This window comes from Niallia taxi (assembly GCF_004005475.1).
Classification (GTDB): Bacteria; Bacillota; Bacilli; order Bacillales; family Cytobacillaceae; genus Niallia; species Niallia taxi.
The window spans coordinates 54,792-75,133 of the sequence record NZ_RZTZ01000012.1 but is presented as its reverse complement, the minus strand read 5'-3'; the positions used below and the strand labels follow the sequence as shown (position 1 = coordinate 75,133).

The 20,342-nt window shown below is 38.7% G+C and carries 18 protein-coding genes; 5 read left to right on the top strand and 13 right to left on the bottom strand.

The window, feature by feature from the left end; translation table 11 throughout:
• Positions 1–6: 6 nt before the first annotated feature.
• The 3 genes from EM808_RS21780 to EM808_RS21770 all read left to right on the top strand — a co-directional run bounded on the left by EM808_RS21780 (position 7) and on the right by EM808_RS21770 (position 2,848).
• Complete coding sequence (locus EM808_RS21780; protein ID WP_127740741.1) at positions 7–513, top strand: cation:proton antiporter regulatory subunit; 507 nt, start codon at positions 7–9, stop codon at positions 511–513.
• The gene (locus EM808_RS21775; RefSeq protein ID WP_127740739.1) at positions 513–1,739 is read left to right on the top strand and encodes a cation:proton antiporter; all 1,227 of its coding nucleotides are present in this window, start codon (positions 513–515) and stop codon (positions 1,737–1,739) included. The genes EM808_RS21780 and EM808_RS21775 overlap by 1 nt, the downstream gene beginning before the upstream one ends.
• 77 nt (positions 1,740–1,816) lie before the next feature.
• Complete coding sequence (locus EM808_RS21770; protein ID WP_127740737.1) at positions 1,817–2,848, top strand: AI-2E family transporter; 1,032 nt, start codon at positions 1,817–1,819, stop codon at positions 2,846–2,848.
• 19 nt (positions 2,849–2,867) lie between these two features.
• Here the strand turns inward: EM808_RS21770 and ilvD are convergent, their stop codons facing one another.
• Positions 2,868–4,544 carry a dihydroxy-acid dehydratase gene (ilvD, locus tag EM808_RS21765; RefSeq protein ID WP_127740735.1) on the bottom strand — a complete coding sequence of 559 codons (1,677 nt, stop codon included), beginning with the start codon at positions 4,542–4,544 and terminating at the stop codon, positions 2,868–2,870.
• 308 nt (positions 4,545–4,852) lie between these two features.
• Positions 4,853–5,752 (bottom strand): aldo/keto reductase, encoded by a 900-nt coding sequence (locus EM808_RS21760; RefSeq protein WP_235856684.1) that lies wholly within the window; start codon positions 5,750–5,752, stop codon positions 4,853–4,855.
• Positions 5,753–5,987: 235 nt separating this feature from the next.
• Between EM808_RS21760 and EM808_RS21755 the strand changes: the two genes are divergently transcribed.
• Entirely contained in the window at positions 5,988–6,620 is a 633-nt protein-coding gene (locus tag EM808_RS21755; RefSeq protein ID WP_235856683.1) for a VanZ family protein, read from the top strand.
• A gap of 48 nt (positions 6,621–6,668) precedes the next feature.
• Here EM808_RS21755 and murB read toward each other — a convergent pair whose 3' ends face one another.
• The 3 genes from murB to EM808_RS21740 all read right to left on the bottom strand — a co-directional run bounded on the left by murB (position 6,669) and on the right by EM808_RS21740 (position 10,242).
• Positions 6,669–7,583: a UDP-N-acetylmuramate dehydrogenase gene (murB, locus tag EM808_RS21750; protein ID WP_127740729.1), complete on the bottom strand. Its 915-nt coding sequence runs from the start codon at positions 7,581–7,583 to the stop codon at positions 6,669–6,671.
• 165 nt (positions 7,584–7,748) lie between these two features.
• Positions 7,749–8,570 carry an ABC transporter ATP-binding protein gene (locus EM808_RS21745; RefSeq protein ID WP_127740727.1) on the bottom strand — a complete coding sequence of 274 codons (822 nt, stop codon included), beginning with the start codon at positions 8,568–8,570 and terminating at the stop codon, positions 7,749–7,751.
• Between the two features lie 79 nt (positions 8,571–8,649).
• On the bottom strand, positions 8,650–10,242 hold the full coding sequence (locus tag EM808_RS21740) for a histidine kinase N-terminal 7TM domain-containing diguanylate cyclase (RefSeq protein ID WP_127740725.1): 1,593 nt from the start codon (positions 10,240–10,242) through the stop codon (positions 8,650–8,652).
• Positions 10,243–10,453: 211 nt separating this feature from the next.
• On the opposite strand from EM808_RS21740, the gene EM808_RS21735 reads away from it, so the two are divergent.
• Positions 10,454–11,170 (top strand): tryptophan-rich sensory protein, encoded by a 717-nt coding sequence (locus EM808_RS21735; protein WP_127740723.1) that lies wholly within the window; start codon positions 10,454–10,456, stop codon positions 11,168–11,170.
• 33 nt (positions 11,171–11,203) lie between these two features.
• Here the strand turns inward: EM808_RS21735 and EM808_RS21730 are convergent, their stop codons facing one another.
• The 8 genes from EM808_RS21730 to EM808_RS21695 form a co-directional block, all read right to left on the bottom strand.
• Positions 11,204–12,592, bottom strand: a complete 1,389-nt coding sequence (locus tag EM808_RS21730; RefSeq protein WP_127740721.1) for a protoporphyrinogen oxidase — start codon at positions 12,590–12,592, stop codon at positions 11,204–11,206.
• A 273-nt stretch (positions 12,593–12,865) separates the two neighbouring features.
• Positions 12,866–14,020 carry a teichuronic acid biosynthesis protein TuaH gene (tuaH, locus tag EM808_RS21725; RefSeq protein ID WP_127740719.1) on the bottom strand — a complete coding sequence of 385 codons (1,155 nt, stop codon included), beginning with the start codon at positions 14,018–14,020 and terminating at the stop codon, positions 12,866–12,868.
• Between the two features lie 10 nt (positions 14,021–14,030).
• Positions 14,031–14,756 (bottom strand): teichuronic acid biosynthesis protein TuaG, encoded by a 726-nt coding sequence (gene tuaG / locus EM808_RS21720; protein ID WP_127740875.1) that lies wholly within the window; start codon positions 14,754–14,756, stop codon positions 14,031–14,033.
• Between the two features lie 36 nt (positions 14,757–14,792).
• Positions 14,793–15,464, bottom strand: coding sequence for a hypothetical protein (locus EM808_RS21715; RefSeq protein WP_127740717.1), 672 nt, complete (start codon positions 15,462–15,464; stop codon positions 14,793–14,795).
• Positions 15,454–16,920 (bottom strand): teichuronic acid biosynthesis protein TuaE, encoded by a 1,467-nt coding sequence (gene tuaE / locus EM808_RS21710; protein ID WP_127740715.1) that lies wholly within the window; start codon positions 16,918–16,920, stop codon positions 15,454–15,456. Before tuaE ends, EM808_RS21715 begins: the two co-directional genes overlap by 11 nt.
• A gap of 29 nt (positions 16,921–16,949) precedes the next feature.
• On the bottom strand, positions 16,950–17,885 hold the full coding sequence (locus EM808_RS21705) for an NAD-dependent epimerase/dehydratase family protein (RefSeq protein ID WP_127740713.1): 936 nt from the start codon (positions 17,883–17,885) through the stop codon (positions 16,950–16,952).
• Between the two features lie 12 nt (positions 17,886–17,897).
• Positions 17,898–19,094, bottom strand: a complete 1,197-nt coding sequence (tuaC, locus tag EM808_RS21700; protein WP_127740711.1) for a teichuronic acid biosynthesis protein TuaC — start codon at positions 19,092–19,094, stop codon at positions 17,898–17,900.
• Between the two features lie 364 nt (positions 19,095–19,458).
• The gene (locus tag EM808_RS21695; protein ID WP_127740709.1) at positions 19,459–20,115 is read right to left on the bottom strand and encodes a sugar transferase; all 657 of its coding nucleotides are present in this window, start codon (positions 20,113–20,115) and stop codon (positions 19,459–19,461) included.
• Positions 20,116–20,342: the final 227 nt, after the last annotated feature.

Below are 20,342 nucleotides of genomic sequence, written 5' to 3'. Positions count from 1 at the left end.
AGAAAGATGAATATCAGAGAGACTGAACTCCCTGGCATTGGAAAAAAATTCGAACTAATAACAAAAAACAACGACAAGGTAGTAATTGTCATTCATGATGATGGCAGACGCGAGGTTTATCATTTTGATGATGATGACCATGAGGAAAGCATCTCAAGTGTTACTTTCAACGATTTGGAATCAAGACAAATTGCAGGTATCCTTGGCGGGATGGCGTACAAACCAAAAGCTTTAGAAAATATTGAAATGGCTTTTAATGATTTAATTATCGAATGGTATAAGGTGGAGCGCGACTCTAAAGCTGCGAATCATACGATTGGGGATATGGATATTCGCAATAACTATAAAGTAAATGTTATTGCCATCATGAAAAAAGGCGCTGACAAGATGCTTAGCCCTGGACCGGAGACATTAGTTGAAGCAGGCGACACCCTTGTCATATCAGGAGAAAGGCAGCACTTAAAGAAAATAATACTTGAGCAATTAACTAAAAGCACTGGAGGTGACACTTAATGGATCACTTAGTTTTTGAAGTTGGTACCGCATTACTTCTTGTTGCCCTTGCAGCCATTTTGGCGGGCAAACTGAAGTTCTCCATTATTCCATTTTTAATCATTGTCGGCATGTTGGTTGGTCCCCATGCACCCCATTTTGGAATCATTGACCTCAGATTCATTGAAAGTGCCGAAATCATTAACTTTATGGGCAGAATAGGTGTGCTATTCCTCCTCTTCTATTTAGGGTTAGAATTCTCCGTTGGCAAACTGATTAAATCAGGTCGCTCTATTGTCACTGCCGGCACAATATATATAATAATTAACTTCTCACTAGGGCTTATATACGGCTTCTTAAATGGCTTTGACGTAATCGAGGTCTTTATTATTTCGGGTATTATTACTATTTCCTCAAGCGCAATAGTAGCAAAAGTACTCGTCGATTTACGCAGAACTGGTAATGCTGAAACGGAGCTAATACTTGGTATTATCATGTTTGAGGATATTTTCCTTGCCGTTTATTTATCAGTCATTTCTGGTCTCGTATTAGGAGACGCCACATCCATCGGCGGAACACTGCTTAGCATAGGTACTGCACTCGGATATATGCTGCTATTTTTCGTTATTGCCCGAAAAGGCGCACCTCTATTGAATAAACTGCTTGATATCTCTTCTAACGAGATTTTTATTATTGTCATCTTCGCAGCACTGTTTTTTGTTGCAGGCTTCTCAGAAACAATCCATGTTGCAGAAGCTATCGGCGCACTACTACTTGGACTTGTTTTCTCTGAAACAGAACACAGCCATCGTATCGAACAGCTTGTTGTTCCTTTCCGTGATTTCTTCGGGGCTATCTTCTTCTTCAGCTTCGGATTAACGATTGACCCATTTGAGTTAGGCGGTGCAATCTGGTTTACTCTTGGCGCTGTCATTCTGACCATTCTCGGGAACTTTATCGCAGGTATGATTGCCGGTAGAAGAACAGGCTTGTCACATAAAGCATCCGCAAACATCGGTTTAACCATTGTGTCTCGCGGCGAGTTTTCCATCATTGTCGCAAACTTAGGAATCGCTGGCGGACTCATGCCTATGCTCAAACCATTTTCAGCCCTTTACGTTTTAATACTGGCTATCTTAGGTCCTTTGCTAACAAAAGAATCATCAAAAATCTTCTATTTCCTGAATAAAATCTTCAAATGGAAAAAAGTTGACACAAAAAAGAAAAAAACCAGCCAAATATCATAACTTTTTGTTATGATATTTCTCCATTTAAGGTAAAATTAAGGTAAAGATGTATATCAATAAGGGTCAGGAGAAGGAGAATGGAGTTAGTAAATAAATTAATAGCAAATAAAAGTGCAAAACGAATTGTCATTTTCGGATTGCTTATTCTTGGGATTTACTTTTTAAGAAGTATGATTAACCTTATGCTTTTTACCTTTATCCTTTCATTTTTAATGGATAGGCTAGAAAAAATCATTTCCAAAAAGATTCCAATTAAAAGAAACATTATCGTCAGCCTGCTTTACCTTATAACAATCAGTTTATTGTCGTATGGATTTATTAAGTATTTACCGATGCTCGTTGAGGAAATTACAGCATTGATTAGGCAGCTTATTGATTTTTACTCTCGCCCTCACGATAATGCCGTCTTGAATTATGTCGTAACAGCCATTCAAGCCAGGGACATTAACAGCTATTTGGAACAAGGACTTGGTTTTATCGTCGTATACTTTACCAATATCAGTGCATTTAGCATTCAGTTCTTGCTCGCGATTATATTAAGCTTTTTCTTCTTGCTGGAAAAGCCAAGACTCATTAAATACAAAGAAAACTTTAAAACAAGCAAGATTGCTGCTTTTTATAACGAAATAGCTTTTTTCGGAAAAAAATTCGTTTTAACATTCGGAAAAGTTCTTGAAGCACAGTTTATTATTGCGTTAGTCAATTGTATTTTAACAACGATTGGTTTATGGATTTTAGGATTCCCTCAATTGCTCGGCCTTTCCATCATGGTTTTCCTATTTGGTTTGATACCCGTAGCTGGAGTTATTATTTCTTTAATCCCGCTTTTAACAATAGGTTATACGATTGGCGGTTATATGTATATAATTATCCTCATCGTATTTATCTGCATAATACATGCGCTGGAAGCCTATGTTCTTAATCCAAAATTAATGTCTTCCAAAACAGATTTGCCTGTTTTCTTCACATTCATTGTGCTGATTTTCTCAGAGCATTTCTTTGGAGTTTGGGGTTTAATTCTCGGGATACCTGTATTTGTATTCCTGCTTGATATCCTCCAAGTTCAGAGTATTCATACGGAAGATAAACAAAAAAAGTCGATGGAGTAATTACCATCGACTTTTTTTGTTAGATTTTCATGATTCCGCCAGTACTTGCGGATGTAACCAATTTGGAGTATCGAGCAAGATAGCCTGTTTTTACCTTTGGCTCAAAGCCTTTCCACTCCGATTTTCTTTGCTCCCATTCTGCTTCGTCAACAATAGCATCCATTGTTCGATTTTCGATATCAATCACAATATGATCGCCGTCTTTTACGAATGCAAGCGGTCCGCCTTCAGCAGCTTCCGGTGAAGCATGACCGATAGATAAGCCGCGGGAAGCTCCAGAGAATCGTCCGTCTGTTACAAGCGCTACTTTTGGTCCAAGACCCATACCAACAATTTGTGATGTCGGTGCAAGCATTTCCGGCATTCCCGGTCCACCCTTTGGACCTTCATAGCGGATGATTACAACATGGCCAGGCTGTACCTTGCCTTTTGAAATTCCTTCAAGGGCATCCTCTTGTGATTCAAAACAAATAGCAGGACCTTCGTGTTTTGTGATACCATTTTGGACCCCTCCTGTTTTGATGATTGCACCATCTGGAGCCAAATTTCCGAACAATACTGCCAATCCGCCTTTTTCTGTATGCGGATTATCAATTGGACGAATAACATCATAGTTCTGCACTTCACAGCCAGCAATATTTTCACCAAGTGTTCTGCCAGTTACAGTCAATGTATCTAAATGAAGGGCATCCTCTTTTTTCGACAGCTCATTAAGTGCTGCTGAAACACCACCAGCTTCATGTAAATCTTCAATATGAACATCAGAGGAAGGAGCCAATTTCGACAGATGAGGAACCCTGCTTGCCACTTCATTAATTCTTTCAAGCGGATAATCAATTCCTGCTTCATTAGCCAATGCCAATGTATGCAAGACAGTATTTGTCGAACCGCCCAATGCCATGTCCAATGCGAATGCATTATCGATCGCTTTTTCTGTTACGATATCTAACGGCTTGATGTCCTTATCAATTAATTCCATTAATTGTTTTGCTGATTTCTTAACGAAATCTCTGCGCTCTGGAGCAACAGCTAGAATCGTTCCGTTTCCTGGCAAAGCAAGTCCTAAAGCCTCTGCTAAGCAGTTCATAGAATTAGCTGTGAACATACCTGAACATGATCCACAAGTCGGACAGCCAAATTGCTCTAATTCCAGCAATCCTTTTTCGTCAATTTTTCCTGATTGAAAAGCTCCTACACCTTCAAATACAGATGATAAAGAAATCTTTTTGCCATCGCTTGTAACCCCAGCCTTCATTGGTCCGCCGCTGACAAATACTGTCGGAATGTTAAGGCGCATCGCTGCCATCATCATCCCTGGTGTGATTTTGTCGCAGTTCGGGATACAAACCATTCCATCAAACCAGTGCGCAGAAACTACTGTTTCAATAGAGTCTGCAATGATTTCTCTACTTGGAAGAGAATATCTCATCCCAATATGACCCATAGCAATCCCATCATCAACACCAATTGTATTCATTTCAAATGGCACTCCGCCCGCTTCTCTAATCGCTTCTTTCACGATTTTTCCGAACTCTTGTAAATGGACATGTCCTGGAACAATATCAATATATGAATTTACCACCGCAATAAATGGTTTATTGAAATCCTCTTCTTTTACCCCTGCAGCTCGCAATAGGCTTCGGTGCGGTGCCCGGTCGAAACCTTTTTTGATCATGTTGCTTCTTAACTCTGCCACTTATACCCCTCCATTTTCCGATTAAAAAGAATTATCTGTATATTTAAACTTTAAATCATTGTAACACTATCATAGAAAAATTGGTATAATTTCTTCTCATCGTTTTCAGAAAAAATAAATTTATCATACAAAACACTCTTTATCTTTTAAAATAAGGACCGTCATCACATTCCACGTTAAGTATTCTAACATAATTTCACTTCTATTTATTCTTTTCTTCTGCTAGACTGCTGCTGATTTATTATTTCAAAATAGCTTTATTCTTATAAAAAAAGCACCCTAGCAAATTAGGGTGCACATCAAGCTAATCAGGAAAAGATCCTGCTAATCTTTGCTGTTTCATCATCTGTCAAATCGACATCTAATGTTCTTAAGTTATTTTGCAGCTGTGCGACCGTTTTAGCACCTGGTATAATTACATCCACTGCAGGCTGCTTTAAAAGCCACGCTAGCGCCAAGTGAGTTGCATCAAAGCCTTTTTCTTTAGCCAATGCTTTTAACTGCTCAACCTTTTCCAGGTTTTGCAGGAATGCCTCACCTTGAAAAAGTGGATCACTCGCACGAATATCATCAAATTTAGCATCCTTGGAGAACTTCCCTGTCAGCAAACCTGATGCTAAAGGGAAATATGGTACAAAGCTTATACCGTTTTCCACACAATATGGCAAAAAGGAATTTTCCGCTTCTCTTTTTAAAAGCGAATATTCTCCTTGAAAGACTTCCAAGTAACCATCCTTGTTAAATTCCTTCAATTGCTCTGCATTTAAGTTAGATGCTCCAACTGCTCCTATTTTCCCTTCGTCCTTTAACTCCTTAAGCGTACCTGCCACTTCTGCCAAAGGAGTGGTACCATCTGGATAATGAACATAAAACAAATCAATATGATCAGTCTGCAGTTTTTTCAAGCTTTCCTCTACAGAGTCTCTTAAGAATTGACGGCTATTATCTAACACAATTTTTCCGTCCACTGGCTTATGCGCTGCTTTGCTGGCAATTACTACTTTATCTCTGTTTCCACGCTCTTTGAGCACTTCCCCGATTAATTCCTCTGACTTTCCAAGCCCATAAATAAAAGCAGTATCTAAGAAGTCTACTCCTGCATCCAAGGCTGCATTGACTACTTCCTTACCAGTTTCATCCTTTAAGTTAGGAAATAAATTATGTCCTCCAACTGAGTTTGCTCCATAACCTAGCTTTGTCACTTGCATCGAGGTTTTTCCAATTTGAACTTTGCTACTCAAAATGATCCATCTCCTTGTTTCCATATTCGGGATTGTAGGAAAATCAAATTCCTGAAAAGATATTGCCCTTCTCTTCTATTATGGGAATCCTTGGATAAATAGTAAAGTAATCTGCACTTCTGCATTTTCGCCTTCTACTTTAATTTAAGATACCATATATATATAATGTATTTATAACATGAAAGGATTTTGAGATTTGAAAGTGTACATACCGAAAAAAATCATCCTACTAGCTTTTCTGACTCTTTTATTTATCATATGGATTCAGACGGATATCGAATTGGCTCTCAACTTTCCAATAATCCTCCTTCTGCTTGTACCAATGTGGGTTTACTACAGAATTTATCGTTCGAAGAAAAAACAAGTTGTCGACGCGAAAAGAGAATTTCTCGTTAATATCTTTTTTCTTTATTTATTGATGGTCATGTATGTAACATTGACTCCCTTCCATTTCACTCCTTCTGGCAATAGAGGGAATATCAACTTGGTACCGTATGTGCAAATACTTTATCAATATGAAAATAAGCCCTCTATATTTTGGATGCTATATACACTAGGCAATATTATCATGTTTATTCCTTTCGGCTTACTAGTACCCGCCATTTATCGGCGCAGATTCAAATGGCTTGTTACAATCTTTCTAGGGGCTTTTGCTTCGTTAACAATTGAGGTTACTCAATACTTTTTTACAGTTGAGCGCGCCGCAGATATTGATGACTTTATTTTGAATGTATTTGGAAGCCTCTTAGGATATTTTTTATATAGATTTACAAAGATATTGAAAAATAAATATCCGGAAAATATCCAGACAAACCAAGGACTAACTAAAAAATAATGAAAAAAGCCACATTGCTTAAAAGCAATGTGGCTTTTCCTTTTATATCTACTTATCTTCCCCAATAATTCTAACTTCTGTTTCCAAGTTAACATTATAATTCTCTTTGACTGTTTTTTGGACATGTTTGATTAGGGAAATATAATCGTCTGCAGTCGCATTATCTACGTTTACGATAAAGCCGGCATGTTTTGTAGAGACTTGCGCCCCTCCGATTTTTGTTCCTTGAAGATTACTGTCTTGGATCAATTTTCCGGCGAAGTAACCTGGCGGCCTTTTGAAAACACTGCCGCATGACGGATATTCTAAAGGCTGTTTTGATTCTCGAAGATAGGTTAATTCGTCCATCTTCGCTTTAATCACATCATAGCTTCCAGCTTGAAGCTGAAAGACTGCTTCTATCACTACATAATTGTTTTTCGCAATATTACTAGTGCGGTACCCTAGTTCCAAGTCTTCCTTTTGAACAGAGATAATTTCACCATCGGCTGTAAGTACAGTGGCGCTTTCTAACACATCTGCAATTTCACCACCATAAGCTCCGGCATTCATGTAAAGGGCACCACCGATTGAGCCTGGAATTCCACACGCAAATTCAAGACCTGTTAAGGATTGCTCCAATGCAAATCTAGATGTGTCAATGAGGGCTGCTCCACTTTGAGCAAATACCTTATCGCCTTCTAGTCGAATATCCGCAAGCTTCGTCAAATTGAACACAGCACCGCGAATTCCGCCATCCTTGATTAGCACATTTGAACCATTCCCTAAAATCGTTATTGGGATTTCGGCCAGAAGCGCTATTTTATACGCTTGCTGAAGCTGTTCAAACGTAGTCGGGAATAACAGGTAATCTGCATTTCCGCCAATTTTTGTATACGTATACTGACTTAAAGGCTCATCTATTTTTACTTCATCTTCTGTCATTATCTGCAGTAATTTTTCTTTCACATCATAATTTTTCATAATCTCAACCTTCTGTTAATATTTCGGTCTTTAAAAGCACTTTATTATTGTATAACAATCTTACTTATCCTAACGACAACAATTATCTTTTTTATATGAATTTTAATTTTTGTAACATTATATGTGGTAACCAGCTGCTTTATGTCTTTATAACTGGCCGTTATCTCAGCTTGGAGCCAACGATTTTTCTTTTCTCGGTTCCATTCCTACCAAGTCATACGACAAGCAAGCAGGCTTATTTGTTCTTGGGTCTGTCACTATTTCTGCATCCACATGGAAAACATCCTTCAAAACCGCTGCTGTCATTACCTCATTTGGCGTACCTTCTTTTATCAGCTGGCCCTTTTTCATTGCAATCATCTTATCAGAAAAACGCGAAGCATGGTTAAGATCATGGATCACCATCACAATTGTTCTTTGCTCTTCTTCGTTAAGCTTTTTAAGTAACTGAAGCACCTCTAGCTGATGGGCCATATCAAGATAGGTAGTCGGCTCATCAAGTAAAAGAAGCTCCGTCTCTTGAGCAATTGCCATTGCTATCCATGCTCTTTGTCTTTGTCCGCCTGATAAGGTATCTACTTCTTGGTATTTCCATTCAGACAAGCCTGTAACCTCAAGGGCCCATTCTATTACTTCTTTATCTCTTTCCCCTAATCTGCCAAAGCCCTTTTGATGAGGGGAGCGACCATAGGAAACAAGCTCATACGTTGTTAAGCCGTTCGGAGAATCTGGAGATTGGGGCAGCACTGCCATTTTTTTGGCGATATTTTTGGTGGGGATCTTTTGAATGGCTTCGCCATCCAAGTAAATGGCACCAGCCTTCACTTTATTTAACCTAGCTAAAGCCTTTAATATCGTTGACTTTCCACAACCATTTGGTCCGATTATTGTCGTGATTTTCCCAGTTTCTATTTCCAAACTCAATTGCTCCACAATAATTTTTTCGTCATAGCCTATCTTTATATCTTTTGCTGTAAGGATATTCATTTAGAAGCTTCACTCCTTGCCTATTCCCTGCCTAACGCAATCATGCGTTTAAATAATGTGCTAATGCTTGTCCTAAAAATTATTTTACAGAATATATATTGCCTTGTTCTCGAAACTCTTTATTTATTTCGACATACACGCTGTTCCTGCCATTTCTTTTCGCTTCATACAATGCCAGATCTGCCTTTTCGGCTAGAACGCTTAACGCTTCCTCAGGATTACTGATATTCCTTTTAGCTGCAACTCCAAAGCTTGCCGTAATAGTTAGTGCATCACCTTTTGAATGGAAACTCGATACTTCAAGTGTAGCTCTAATTCGATTTGCTGCTTCTGCTGCTGATTCAAGGGAGTAACCAGGAAGTAGCAGCACAAATTCCTCTCCGCCATATCTGCCAAAAAGCATATCCTTCTCCAGCAGACCTTGTGTAACAGAGACGATATGCCGTAAAGCATCATCTCCAGCAAAATGTCCATACGTGTCGTTAATTCTTTTGAAATGATCTACATCAAATAGAAGCAAGGATGTACAATCCTGAGCTTGGCTATTTTCCATAATTGCTTGCTTGGATTTCTCCATAAAATATGTCCGATTATATATTTTAGTAAGGCCATCTTTATAAGCCAATTCTCGCAACTGCTTCTGTACTTGCTTTAACTCTGTTATGTCATTAATAACAATTGCAATTCCTACAACAATATGATTTCGCTTATGAATTGGCGAAATTCTTATTTGATAATATTTGTCTCTATCTTTCCATTCTAGCTCATTAACAGAATCCTCATTCACACTGTTATGAAACGGTAAGATTTCACCATTGTACATCATTATATCATCAATCCGTTTTCCATTCTTCAAAGCCGGAAAGAGCTGGGATGCAAGTGGGTTATATTCAACCACCTTTCTCGACAAATCCAGAACAATGACCGCGTCCCTCATGCTTTCAAACAAATAATCCTTAGCAACAGGAGCCACTGTCAGCATATGTGTGGACATAATCGCCCATAAATACAACAATCCTGTGAAACACATAACAATTGGTACAGGGTCTATGCCATATGGTGTCATCCCTAATAAATACAGCAAGGATGTTGTAATCGGCAACAAAACGCCAATTAATAATGTTAAAATTTGCTTCCAATGCTTTGTCTTTGTCTTAATCCAATACCATATTAGAAAAAGTGCTGCGACAAACAATGTGCCGAATGTGTAGCTTCCGTGGACAACATACCATTGTCCAACTGTCATATCCAGTAATAAAGCCCCATGGTTCATAACAAAATCAACATGTTTGTAAAATAAGTGGTGGTAGTTATTTGTTGATATAAAAAGAAATGTGAGCAAAGGAATAAGATAATAAAGAAACAATGTTTTTCTATTGATATGCTTATCTAGGCCTATATACTGCAAAACAAGAATCAAAGTTGCTGGCGCAGAAAAAGGCATACCTAAGTATTGGAAGACAACCCAAAACATGACACCTTCCCCTGTCGTACTTGTAAGTTCAAGTGCATGTCCAAACGCATAAATAGCAGAAAACAGCGACAGCCAAGCAAATGTTTGGGTTCCTGCAAAAACATGCCTATTTGTATAGCCAATAAAAGCCAGTACAAGCTGCAATACGCCACCTGTAGCCATTATTACAATATATGTTAATATAATTTGGTCCATCATTTTTAATAGCCCCTATTTAGGAATTCTAATGTCTTTTTTTCACCCAGCTTTCATTATAATAAATGTATGAAGATGCTTTCTACAAAAAAATAAGAATATATTAAATCATTAGTATTGTTCTCCATCAAAGCAAAAACTTTCCTAATATTTTCATCAGATGATTATATGTTTTAGATTGGTGGAATAAGAATGAAAAAAAGGAGGGTTTGAATTGTCCTATCTCATTCTTAGCCTGTTGTTTTATTTGATTATGGTCATAGTAAACGCACTAGCCAATATCATCCCAATCAATGGTCAAACAACTGGTGAAATTTCAAATAAGCTAGAAGTGCTCATAACTCCTGCCTCCTATGCATTTATGATATGGGGACTGATTTACGTATTGTTGGCTGTCTGGCTCGTGCGGGGCTTCATAAAAAAATACAGGGGAATTTCATATACGAAAACAAGCAGCACTCTATTTGTGATTACATGTATTCTAAACGCTACCTGGATTCTCGTATGGCACTATGAGCTGTTTGCCATATCGGTAATAGTTATTCTATTATTGCTGTTAACACTGCTTATACTTTATAAAGCAATAAAATCTGCTGCTTACCGCTTTTTCGATGTCTTTCCATTCTCCATTTACATAGGCTGGATATCCGTTGCTTCCATTGTTAATATAAGCTATTTCCTTACATACATTGGTTTAGGTCCACCTGAGCCACTTTGGACTGTCTCTTTACTTGCTGTCGGCGGAATTTTAGGGATATTCTTCCGTGTTATGGAAAAGGATTGGGCTTATTCCCTCGTAATTATCTGGGCTTATATTGCAATCGGGATTAAAAATTGGCAGACTGAGCTTGCTGTATCTTACACAGCCTTCTTTATATCCCTGCTCCTGCTAATCCTAGTGTTCATTAGATTTAAGAAAAAACGGCCATAAGAGAGGTGCTGGTTTACACCAGCACCTTTTCACTTATAAAAAAGATTTTGCTAATTCACCAGCAATTTCCTCTCCATTTGCGATACACGCGGCAATTCCCACTCCATAATAAGAACTGCCTGCGAGCAGTATATTCGGGTAAACGTCAGCCATTCCCTTGTTTATTGAATCAATTGCAGACTTATGCTGCAGCGAGTAAACAGGCATTAAGTCATTCCATTTTGTCACTTCATAGCTCGTTGGCTTTTCCGTGATTCCGAGACTCTTTTCAACATCCTTAACCGCTACCTTTAACAGTTCCTCTTCTGTTAATGAATTAAGATGATTGTATGCCGTATTCGACTTTTTATAGAATAATCTCAACAACAGGCTGCTGCTTTTAGAGGTATGTGTCCACTTTCTACTTGTCCATGTACATGCATTGCAGGTTAAATCACTGTCCTCTGCAACTATGAATCCCGTCCCATCCTTAGGAAGTCGGTCGTCTGGAATGTCATAAGCAAGGTACATCGTAATGTTGGACGAGTTTTGAAGCTTAGCAAACTCCTCTGCAAGACCTTCTGTCGCAAGCAGCTTTTCAGCTACCTGATGCGGTGCAGTTAGCACAATATGATCGGCCTGTAGACTATCGCCTGATGCCAGACCAATATTGTAGCCCTGCTCCACTTTTCTAATGGAGGTAACCGCAGTTTCCTTTTTGATTTCAACATCTTCTAACACTTCCTCAAGACGGTTAATAATTGTCGAGAGTCCATTTTGGAAGGATATAAATTTTTTATTCGAAGCAGACTGAAATTGACTTTTATTTTTTCCTAATCCGTAAATGATGCTGCCGTACTTCTCTTTATAATCAAGCAAATACGGTAAGGTTGAAGCCATCGTCAAATTATATAAGCCTCCAGAATATACTCCTGCCAATACAGGTGTAATTTGTTTCTTGACAATTTCCTTCCCTAAGAAGTATTCCAAGAACTCTCCTATGGAGGTTTCCTTCGTAAAATGTTTATTTGTTTTGAACAAATCCTTAAGTGCTTCGAGCTTTCCTTTTGTAGAAATTAACTCACTCGAAAACAAGGATTCTAACGTCATCGGGATACCAAATACAGAGTCCTTTGGTATTTCTAAAAGCTTATCCTTCGTATGAATATAGGAAATTCCAGTTGCATTATATACAAGCTCTTCCTCTAATCCCAGCTCTTTGACGAAAGGGAGAACATTCTTGTTTCTCGCTACAATGGAATCCGCTCCGGTTTCCATAATAAAGTCCCCTTTTTGAATCGTATGAATCTTTCCACCTAGGAACTTTTCTGCTTCTATTAATATAAGCTTGATATCCAGCTTATGTTCCTTTTTTATTTTCTGTAAATAGTACATGGCAGATAAACCTGTTATGCCTCCACCAACAACGACTACATTCTTCAAAATAATTACACCGCCTCGCGAATCTTTCCTGTATATATTATGCCATTATTCCCATTAAAAAAGAGAATATATATAATGACTTTTTTGTTAACTATTTAGTATAGCCACTTAGAACTATTCATTATTTTAGCATTGTTTACCGAGAATCGCTTTTAACTAGCTTATTAATAAATGAAAGGAAGAGAATGAACCAAAATAAATAACCCAAACCATTATGCGAAGGCTTAAAGTTCCACGTAATGGTTTGGGCTTATAATAGCTGATTTTTTTCTTTCATAGCTTTGTCATTTGTGCAAAGATACTGTTCCAATCCTTTGTTTTCGCTAGCGATATCCGTCTTTCTTCTATATTCTTTACCGCTTTATTTGTCCTCATTTCCTCACAGGCTAATATAAAGCTGTCTGTATCACTGCCTTCTAGACAAATATATACACCCTTTTCAGCATATCCCTCTGTGGATGGCAAATTCGTTCCAATGGCTGCTTTTCCTGCAGCAAGAAATTCAAAAAGTTTAAGAGGAAATATTGCTTTGTTATAAATGGATGGTTTGTATGGCATTATGCCGATATCAATTAAATTCATATAATGGGAAACGAGTGGCGGAGGTACACTACCTGTCCATGTCACATTGGGAAGCTTCAACAGTCTTTGAAACTCTTCATTTCCATTCGTTCCGTCAGGCCCCACAAATAGGAACTGCCAATCCGGCCTGCGCTCTGCTGTTGCCTGAATGAGGGCGAAATCCAGCTTTGGCTTTATGCCACCAATATACCCTAACACAGGTCCATTACCCTTACCTATAACATGATCAGCCTTTTCCTTATGTTGAAAAAGGGAAAAATCCACACCATTTTCATATGTGTATACTTTTTCTCTGCTTGAGCCTTGCAATCTTTCTTTCACTTGCTCCTCTAAAAACACAGAGGTACATGTGATAATATTGGCCTTATTGATAATGGTGCTCTCACCATTATGAATTATTTTATGCTTGAGCATCGATACTGCTGATTTACTGCCATTAATCGATTCAGCCCATAGATCACTGCAGTCATATATAATCTTGTTCCAAGGAAACATGTTTGCCAAATTTGGAAATGCGGGGTATGTGTACCATAGCTTAATCTCATACATATCCTTTTTATCCCTTAAATAGGCAATAAGTGAAGCTAGTTTGTTTTTATAGAAAATGGAAATAAACCGACTGAAACGTAATAGTTTACTTTCTCCTAGGTCAGCAATTTTCCATTGCCTAACACCATTTTCCAACAGCTTCTCGGCATTGTTGTCCAGTGATTTCCCAGGACATAACCAAATAACTTCATGTGTATCCTCTTGTTTTTGTAAATATTCTGCCAAACGATGTCTTCTATAGCGCAATTGGTCGTTTTCCCATTCTCCAGTTGCTACAAGTACATGAATTGATTTCATCCAGACCACCTTACATTCTTTTTCTTATCGCATGGTAGGCATAATGCGAAAAACACCAAGCTGCTTTAGCAAGATTTAGTCTCTCAATTTCCCGATAGACAAACCATGTCTTCTGGGCTGACTTCCATTTATTATTTGAGATAGAGTCATTGCCAACACGGTATTCTGCAAGTATCTCCGTCATTCCATAAGCGTTATGTCCTTTTTTTAAGATGCTAAGCCATGTTGCCAAGTCCTGCCGAGTCCGTATATTTGGCATCTGGAATGGTCCAACAATGCTTCGGTCAACAATAACTGTTAGACAGCCCACGATTGTATTTTTAAGCATATCTTGATAGGAGATGACCTTTGGTGCATGGACCCACTTCTTAAGTGATTCACCATCTCTTGTTATATATTCATAGGAAGAGAATGTAAAAGCATAGCTGTTTTCCTGCATAAAGCCAAGCTGCAGCTCCAGCTTATGTGGCTTCCACCTATCATCACTGTCTAAAAAGGCAATGTATCTTCCAGAAGCATTATCGATAGCCATATTTCTTGCCATAGCTGCTCCGCCATTTTCTTTTCTGTACTTCACATGTATCCTTTTATCTGCTTGTTCCCACTCAGCCAAAAGTGCTTGGGTTCCATCTGTCGAGCAATCATCTACAATGATCAGCTCCCAATTGGAATAGGTCTGACTCATAACAGACTGAATGCTATCAGAAATAAAATCCTTGCTGTTGTAAGACGGCATAATTATTGAAACCAGTTCTTTCACAAAGACACCTCATTATTTAGAATGTGCGCGGATGAATTCTGGGGTGATTAGGATTAGAACACTAGCGAGAATACCTAATAACGCACCTAAAACAACTCTATCCTTTGCAGAAGCCTCTTGGATCTGCCCCTTTAAATAAGCTTCCTTGATTAACATAGCTGGTTCTAAACCAAGCCTTTCTGTTTTCAATTCATACAGAAAACGCTCTTGGTCAACAATCGCATCACTGCTCGCATTTGCTGACTCTAAAGCTTGTATGCTAGATTCAATTATTTCGCTTTTTTCCTCATAGGCAGACTGATCTAGCTTCATGATTGCATTCTCCAATTCAGAAAGTCTGTCTACTATTTGCTCATCATCCCCCGTTATATTCAACACAACCAATTTACTTGGGGTAACAGAGACAGTTAGCTCTTCCGTAATGCCTTCCTCCCACACATCTGGCAGAATTTTTTTAAATGATGTTTCATTTGATAACAAGGAAACAAGCTGATCGGCATTAGTTAAATAGCTATTTTCATAGTTTCCCAGTTTAATTATCGCTTCTGAACTATATTCCGACTGCCCGTTGTTGTTACCTATAGGCATAAACCAGCCGAGTATTGGCATTGCGAGGCATATAATTAAAATTGCCCATCCATATTTCTTCAATCTGCCAACAATACGTTTCAAACTATCTTTCATGAATTCCAATCCCCTTATCCACGGTGTTAAGTCTGTTTTTAAATACTGACAGAACGGAAATGACAAAGCCCATCAATACCCAATGAAAATACAAATTACTGATTGTACTCGGGCTGATACTAGACGCCATAAATGCTGCCAGTCCGACCATACTTGCCTCTAAAAGCATTTTATAAGCTCGGCCGTTAGCCTTTCTGTAAATCCTGTACAATTGGATAAATAACGAAAGGATTAACCCGACATAACCGAGAAGAATAAAAACTCCAAAGTTGCCAGCTATTTCAGCCAGCCAATTATGTACTTGCTGTACACCACCTGTTGAAAAGACTGGATTGTGCTTTAAATAATATGGGATATTTCCTGCTCCCACGCCCAATCCGAAAGTATCAACGATATACTGAAAGGTGTTTCGCAGCAAATTTATTCTCGCTAAGTTGGAGGGCATTGTTTCAGTTGCACCATAATAGCTTGCTTGTGTGAAAGCGAGCTGGAGTTTGTCTAATATTCTTCCAGAAAGTAATAGAATAGCAATCCCTGCTACAGAGACAGAACCTATTAAAAGCAGCTTTTTCACTTTGTCACTTACCAGCAGGAAGACATATAAGCACAGCCCGATAATGACTGCAAGAATGCCTGCACGTGATTCAGTCAAATAGATGACATAAAGGGTTAAAATACTCAAGAAAAGAGCAGGTATCCGCACCTTTATACTGCTGCTATTTTTGGCTGCTGCCACATAGAAAAAGAATGTAATGCTTAAAAACGTAGCAAAATCATTCTGATTCGTAAACACTGCTGTTGGAAAGCCATTCCTATATTCACCAGCACCATAAAGACTCGAGCTCGGCAGTTGAATACGAAGGAAATGATTTATTAATCCAAGCACCAACAAAAAGATGGTCATTCCCATCCAAATTCCGTAAAAGATTAATAGACGGGATATTCGCGTAAATATGACATTGGCCAAGTATACGAATAACACTCCCATCCACATGAGAGACATGTACTTGAAGTTATCAATAATAGATTTCGACCAAAGCATTGATACTGTGCCATAAGCAAGCCAAATAGCTAAAAACAGCCATATACCTTTAACAGAAATCCTGTCAAAATCTGCTTTTAGACCTTTTTCTGAAAGTGTATACAAGATATAAGTGGCTACTGCGGCAATAAGTAAAATTCTGTAAAGAAATAAACTAAAAAAACCAATGTTGACGCTTAAAATAGACTGGTTCAAAAAGGTAGTAACGAGGGTTGCATATACTGCTCCCCTCGCCATATCCTCCAAGCCAAACGTCGATTTTAAATATAAAAAAAGGAGCACCCCCCCTAAGCTCACAAGCAGAAGAAGCGCAAGCCTCATATCGGCTTCCCTCATCGCATAAAGAAGGGGGAGTAACACCATGACAACGATTAGCGCTCCAATTGTCTGGCGGACTAGTTGCTTGCTTTCCATTTACTGTTCAGACCCTTTCTTTCCGTTAGTCAATTTGTGCCTTGGAGTAGACTTCTCGTAAAAGCTAATGTATCCTTCAAACCATCCTCCAGGCTTGTTTGCGGGGCCCAATCCAATAGTTCTAACGTTTTTTTATTACATAAGGTACTATGCAAAATATCTCCCAGCCTAGCATCCCTGTGCTCTGCCTTTAATTGAATATCACCAGCTCTAACCATTGTCTCCCATAACGCATTGACTGTGATTTGCGTCTGAGTAGAAATATTCACACATATATTACCTTGAGCCGTTAAGGCTTTAACATTCGCTTTTGCGACATCCTTTACATAAATGAAGTCCCTTGTCTGCTCTCCATCTCCGAATATAACTGGTGCTTTTCTTTCAGCTATCTTGTCAGCAAAAATAGAGACGACACCACCTTCTCCCTTTGCATCCTGTCTTGGACCGTATACATTACTGTAACGAAGAATGCTGTATGGCAATTGATAAAACTTATAGGCCATTTGCAAATACCTCTCCACTGTCAGCTTTGTCAAACCATATGGAGATTCTGGCATTGTCGGATGATCTGTTGTAACAGGCAAGAAAACCGGATTTCCATAGACAGCTGCAGACGATGCGAACACGAGCTTTTTAACAGATGCTTTTATAGCTGCTTTAATAACATGCAATGATCCCTTCACATTAACATTTTCATCATGCAGAATATCATGGACAGATTCGGCCACACTCACTTGAGCAGCTTGATGGATAATATACTCTGGTTCTAAAGAAGAAATGAAATCTATGCTGGAGGAATCGGTAATATCATATTCGTACAACTTAATTGGAAGATGGCTAATATTTCGATAATTACCTGTAGTTAAATTATCTATCACAATCACTTCATAATTATTTGCTAACAACTCTTCTGCAATATGGGAACCAATAAATCCTGCTCCTCCTGTTATAACTACTCTGCTCATCCTTACTCCCCCTTAATGCTTTGTTAAATGACTTTGACCTAATGCCAGTTTTCGATAGCGTTCTTCTAAGATTACGGCATTCCTGCCTACATGAAAGTTGTCTTGTACTGACTTAAACAAATTTCCTTTAATAGCAGAAAGATCGTATTTACCTGATGTATAGTCCATTACTCTTTCAACAATGCTGTCGACCGATTTCGGCTGTATTAGCAAATGACTGTACTCACCGAAAAGGTCAGGGACACCTCCTACTGCTGTGCAGACAACTGGTACTTTCATAGAAATTGCCTCAATAACAACAGTTGGCATTCCTTCAGAATAGGAAGGCAACGCGAATATATCACTTGCCTGTAAGAAGTCTTTCACCTTATCATTACTAATTTGACCTGGCAGAAACAGCCGTTTTCCATAGTGTTCATGTTTTTTCAAATCATCCCTTGCCGGACCATCTCCGACCAACACAACAGCCATATCGTCTGGCAAACGGTTTAGACTATCCGCAAGCTCGTAAACTCCTTTTTCCTTTACAAGCCTGCCAATAAAGGTAATCAGCTTTTTGTCAGAAGGAAGCTGAAGCTCCTTTCTGACCTTCTCCTTCGGTATTTCTTCATAATTAAATTCAGAGAGGTTTATACCAATCGGCAGAACAATGCTTTTCCTCCCCGTCTTTTTCTGGGCTGCTTCAGCGAGATTTCTTCCAATAGCTACTACTTCATCAGCAGCGTGAACAGAGCGCTGAAATGCACGGTTCGCACTCCTGCTGAAGGAGGGATAAACATGTACATCGCTTCCGTGCAGTGTAAGCAGCCATGGTTTTTCCAGCTCTCTTGAAACGATATGAGCAGCACCTCCTGACGGCATAGCAAAATGAGCGTGTATCATATCAAATTGGATTTGCTTATCTTGAATCGTCTCCAAAACCGCCTTAGCAATTCTTTTATCAGGCTGTGCCCATCTGAGTTGCCCTGGAAGCGCTGTGTAGATTGGCCGATAAACCTCCACTCCATTTCGCACTTCAAAGAACGGCAGGCTCTTCCGCTTATATGTTTTCTTTAACGTCCTTATAACAGCGTGATTTTGCGGTGTTGGACAGATTACCGTTATACTTAGCCCAAGTTTTTTTAAAGCTTGAACCTGTGTCTCATGGAATACGCCATTGCCAGGCTGTTCTTTACTTGGATAAACGCTCGTAATCCAAAGAATTTTCATGCTTCTCTTCCTTTTTCGTTTTATTTAAACCAACTGATAACTTCGGAAATAAAGCATACTAATAAGCTGAACATACACAATTGTATTTACAACTTGAATATGGATGTGCTTGATACAAAAGCCACTAAGAATAAAAAACAGCCAACTATTTTATACTAATCAAACAGAAATTAACTAACCCAAAGTGGGTGACTAAAATCTGAAAATACCCTTCCAAATATAAAAATAGGAGGTGCCTTTTTTAGTGAATAAAGCACGTCCTCTAACCACACAATGAGAAAAACCAGCTTGTCTTAAAAAGCAGCACTAACTACTTACTGCTATATGTTGAAAATGCTGATTTCTCCTGCGCGAATGTAAACAATTAACGGGCACCCTCTCCAGTAACCAATACTTTTACTGTCTTCAGCATGATTTTTAACTCCAGCTTAAACGTCAGGTTGGATATGTACTCAAGGTCATACTTAAGCTTTTCACCAGGAGTGATTTCATACCCTCCACTTACCTGTGCGAGCCCTGTTAAACCAGGCCTTACTGCAAGCCTTTTTGCAAAGCCAGGTATTTCACTGTCAAACTGAGCTGTAAATACTGGTCTTTCCGGGCGTGGGCCAATAATGGACATGTCACCCTTCAAAACAGATAAAAGCTGTGGAAGCTCGTCTATTCTTGTTTTTCTCATAAAACTCCCAATCTTTGTTACACGTGGATCATTTGCTTCAGCCCATTTAGCGCCTTCTTTTTCCGCGTCATTATTCATCGAGCGAAGCTTTATTAAATTGAAGTAATTTCCGTTTTTTCCAACTCGTTGCTGGATATAAAATGGTGAGCCAGGGCTCTCTAATACAACTAGGATAGCGAAGACAGCTATGATTGGTATCGCCAAGACTATTCCAATGCTTGCAAGCAGCAGATCTAAACACCTTTTCGTATACAAGTAGTATGCTGCTTCCTTTGGTACGGAGAAGTTTTCCCCTTCGACAATGGAATAATCGTGGTAGATATTCAAGCTCTTTTCACGCATTTATTGTCACCTCGTAGACTGTTTATGTGTATTTTGAACCTTTGTGTCAAGTATAGAATTAGATTGTATGGGAATCGTTTAGCGAAAATTAAATATTGGTAAATGTTTGTAAAGATAGTTTTAATAATGAAGAAAATTAGTTCTTTGGTTTTAGAAGAGCCTTCATTAAAAGGCATATCCAGAAGATTTGTCGACTGTAACCTGGAAAAAATTCGTGGTAATTCTAC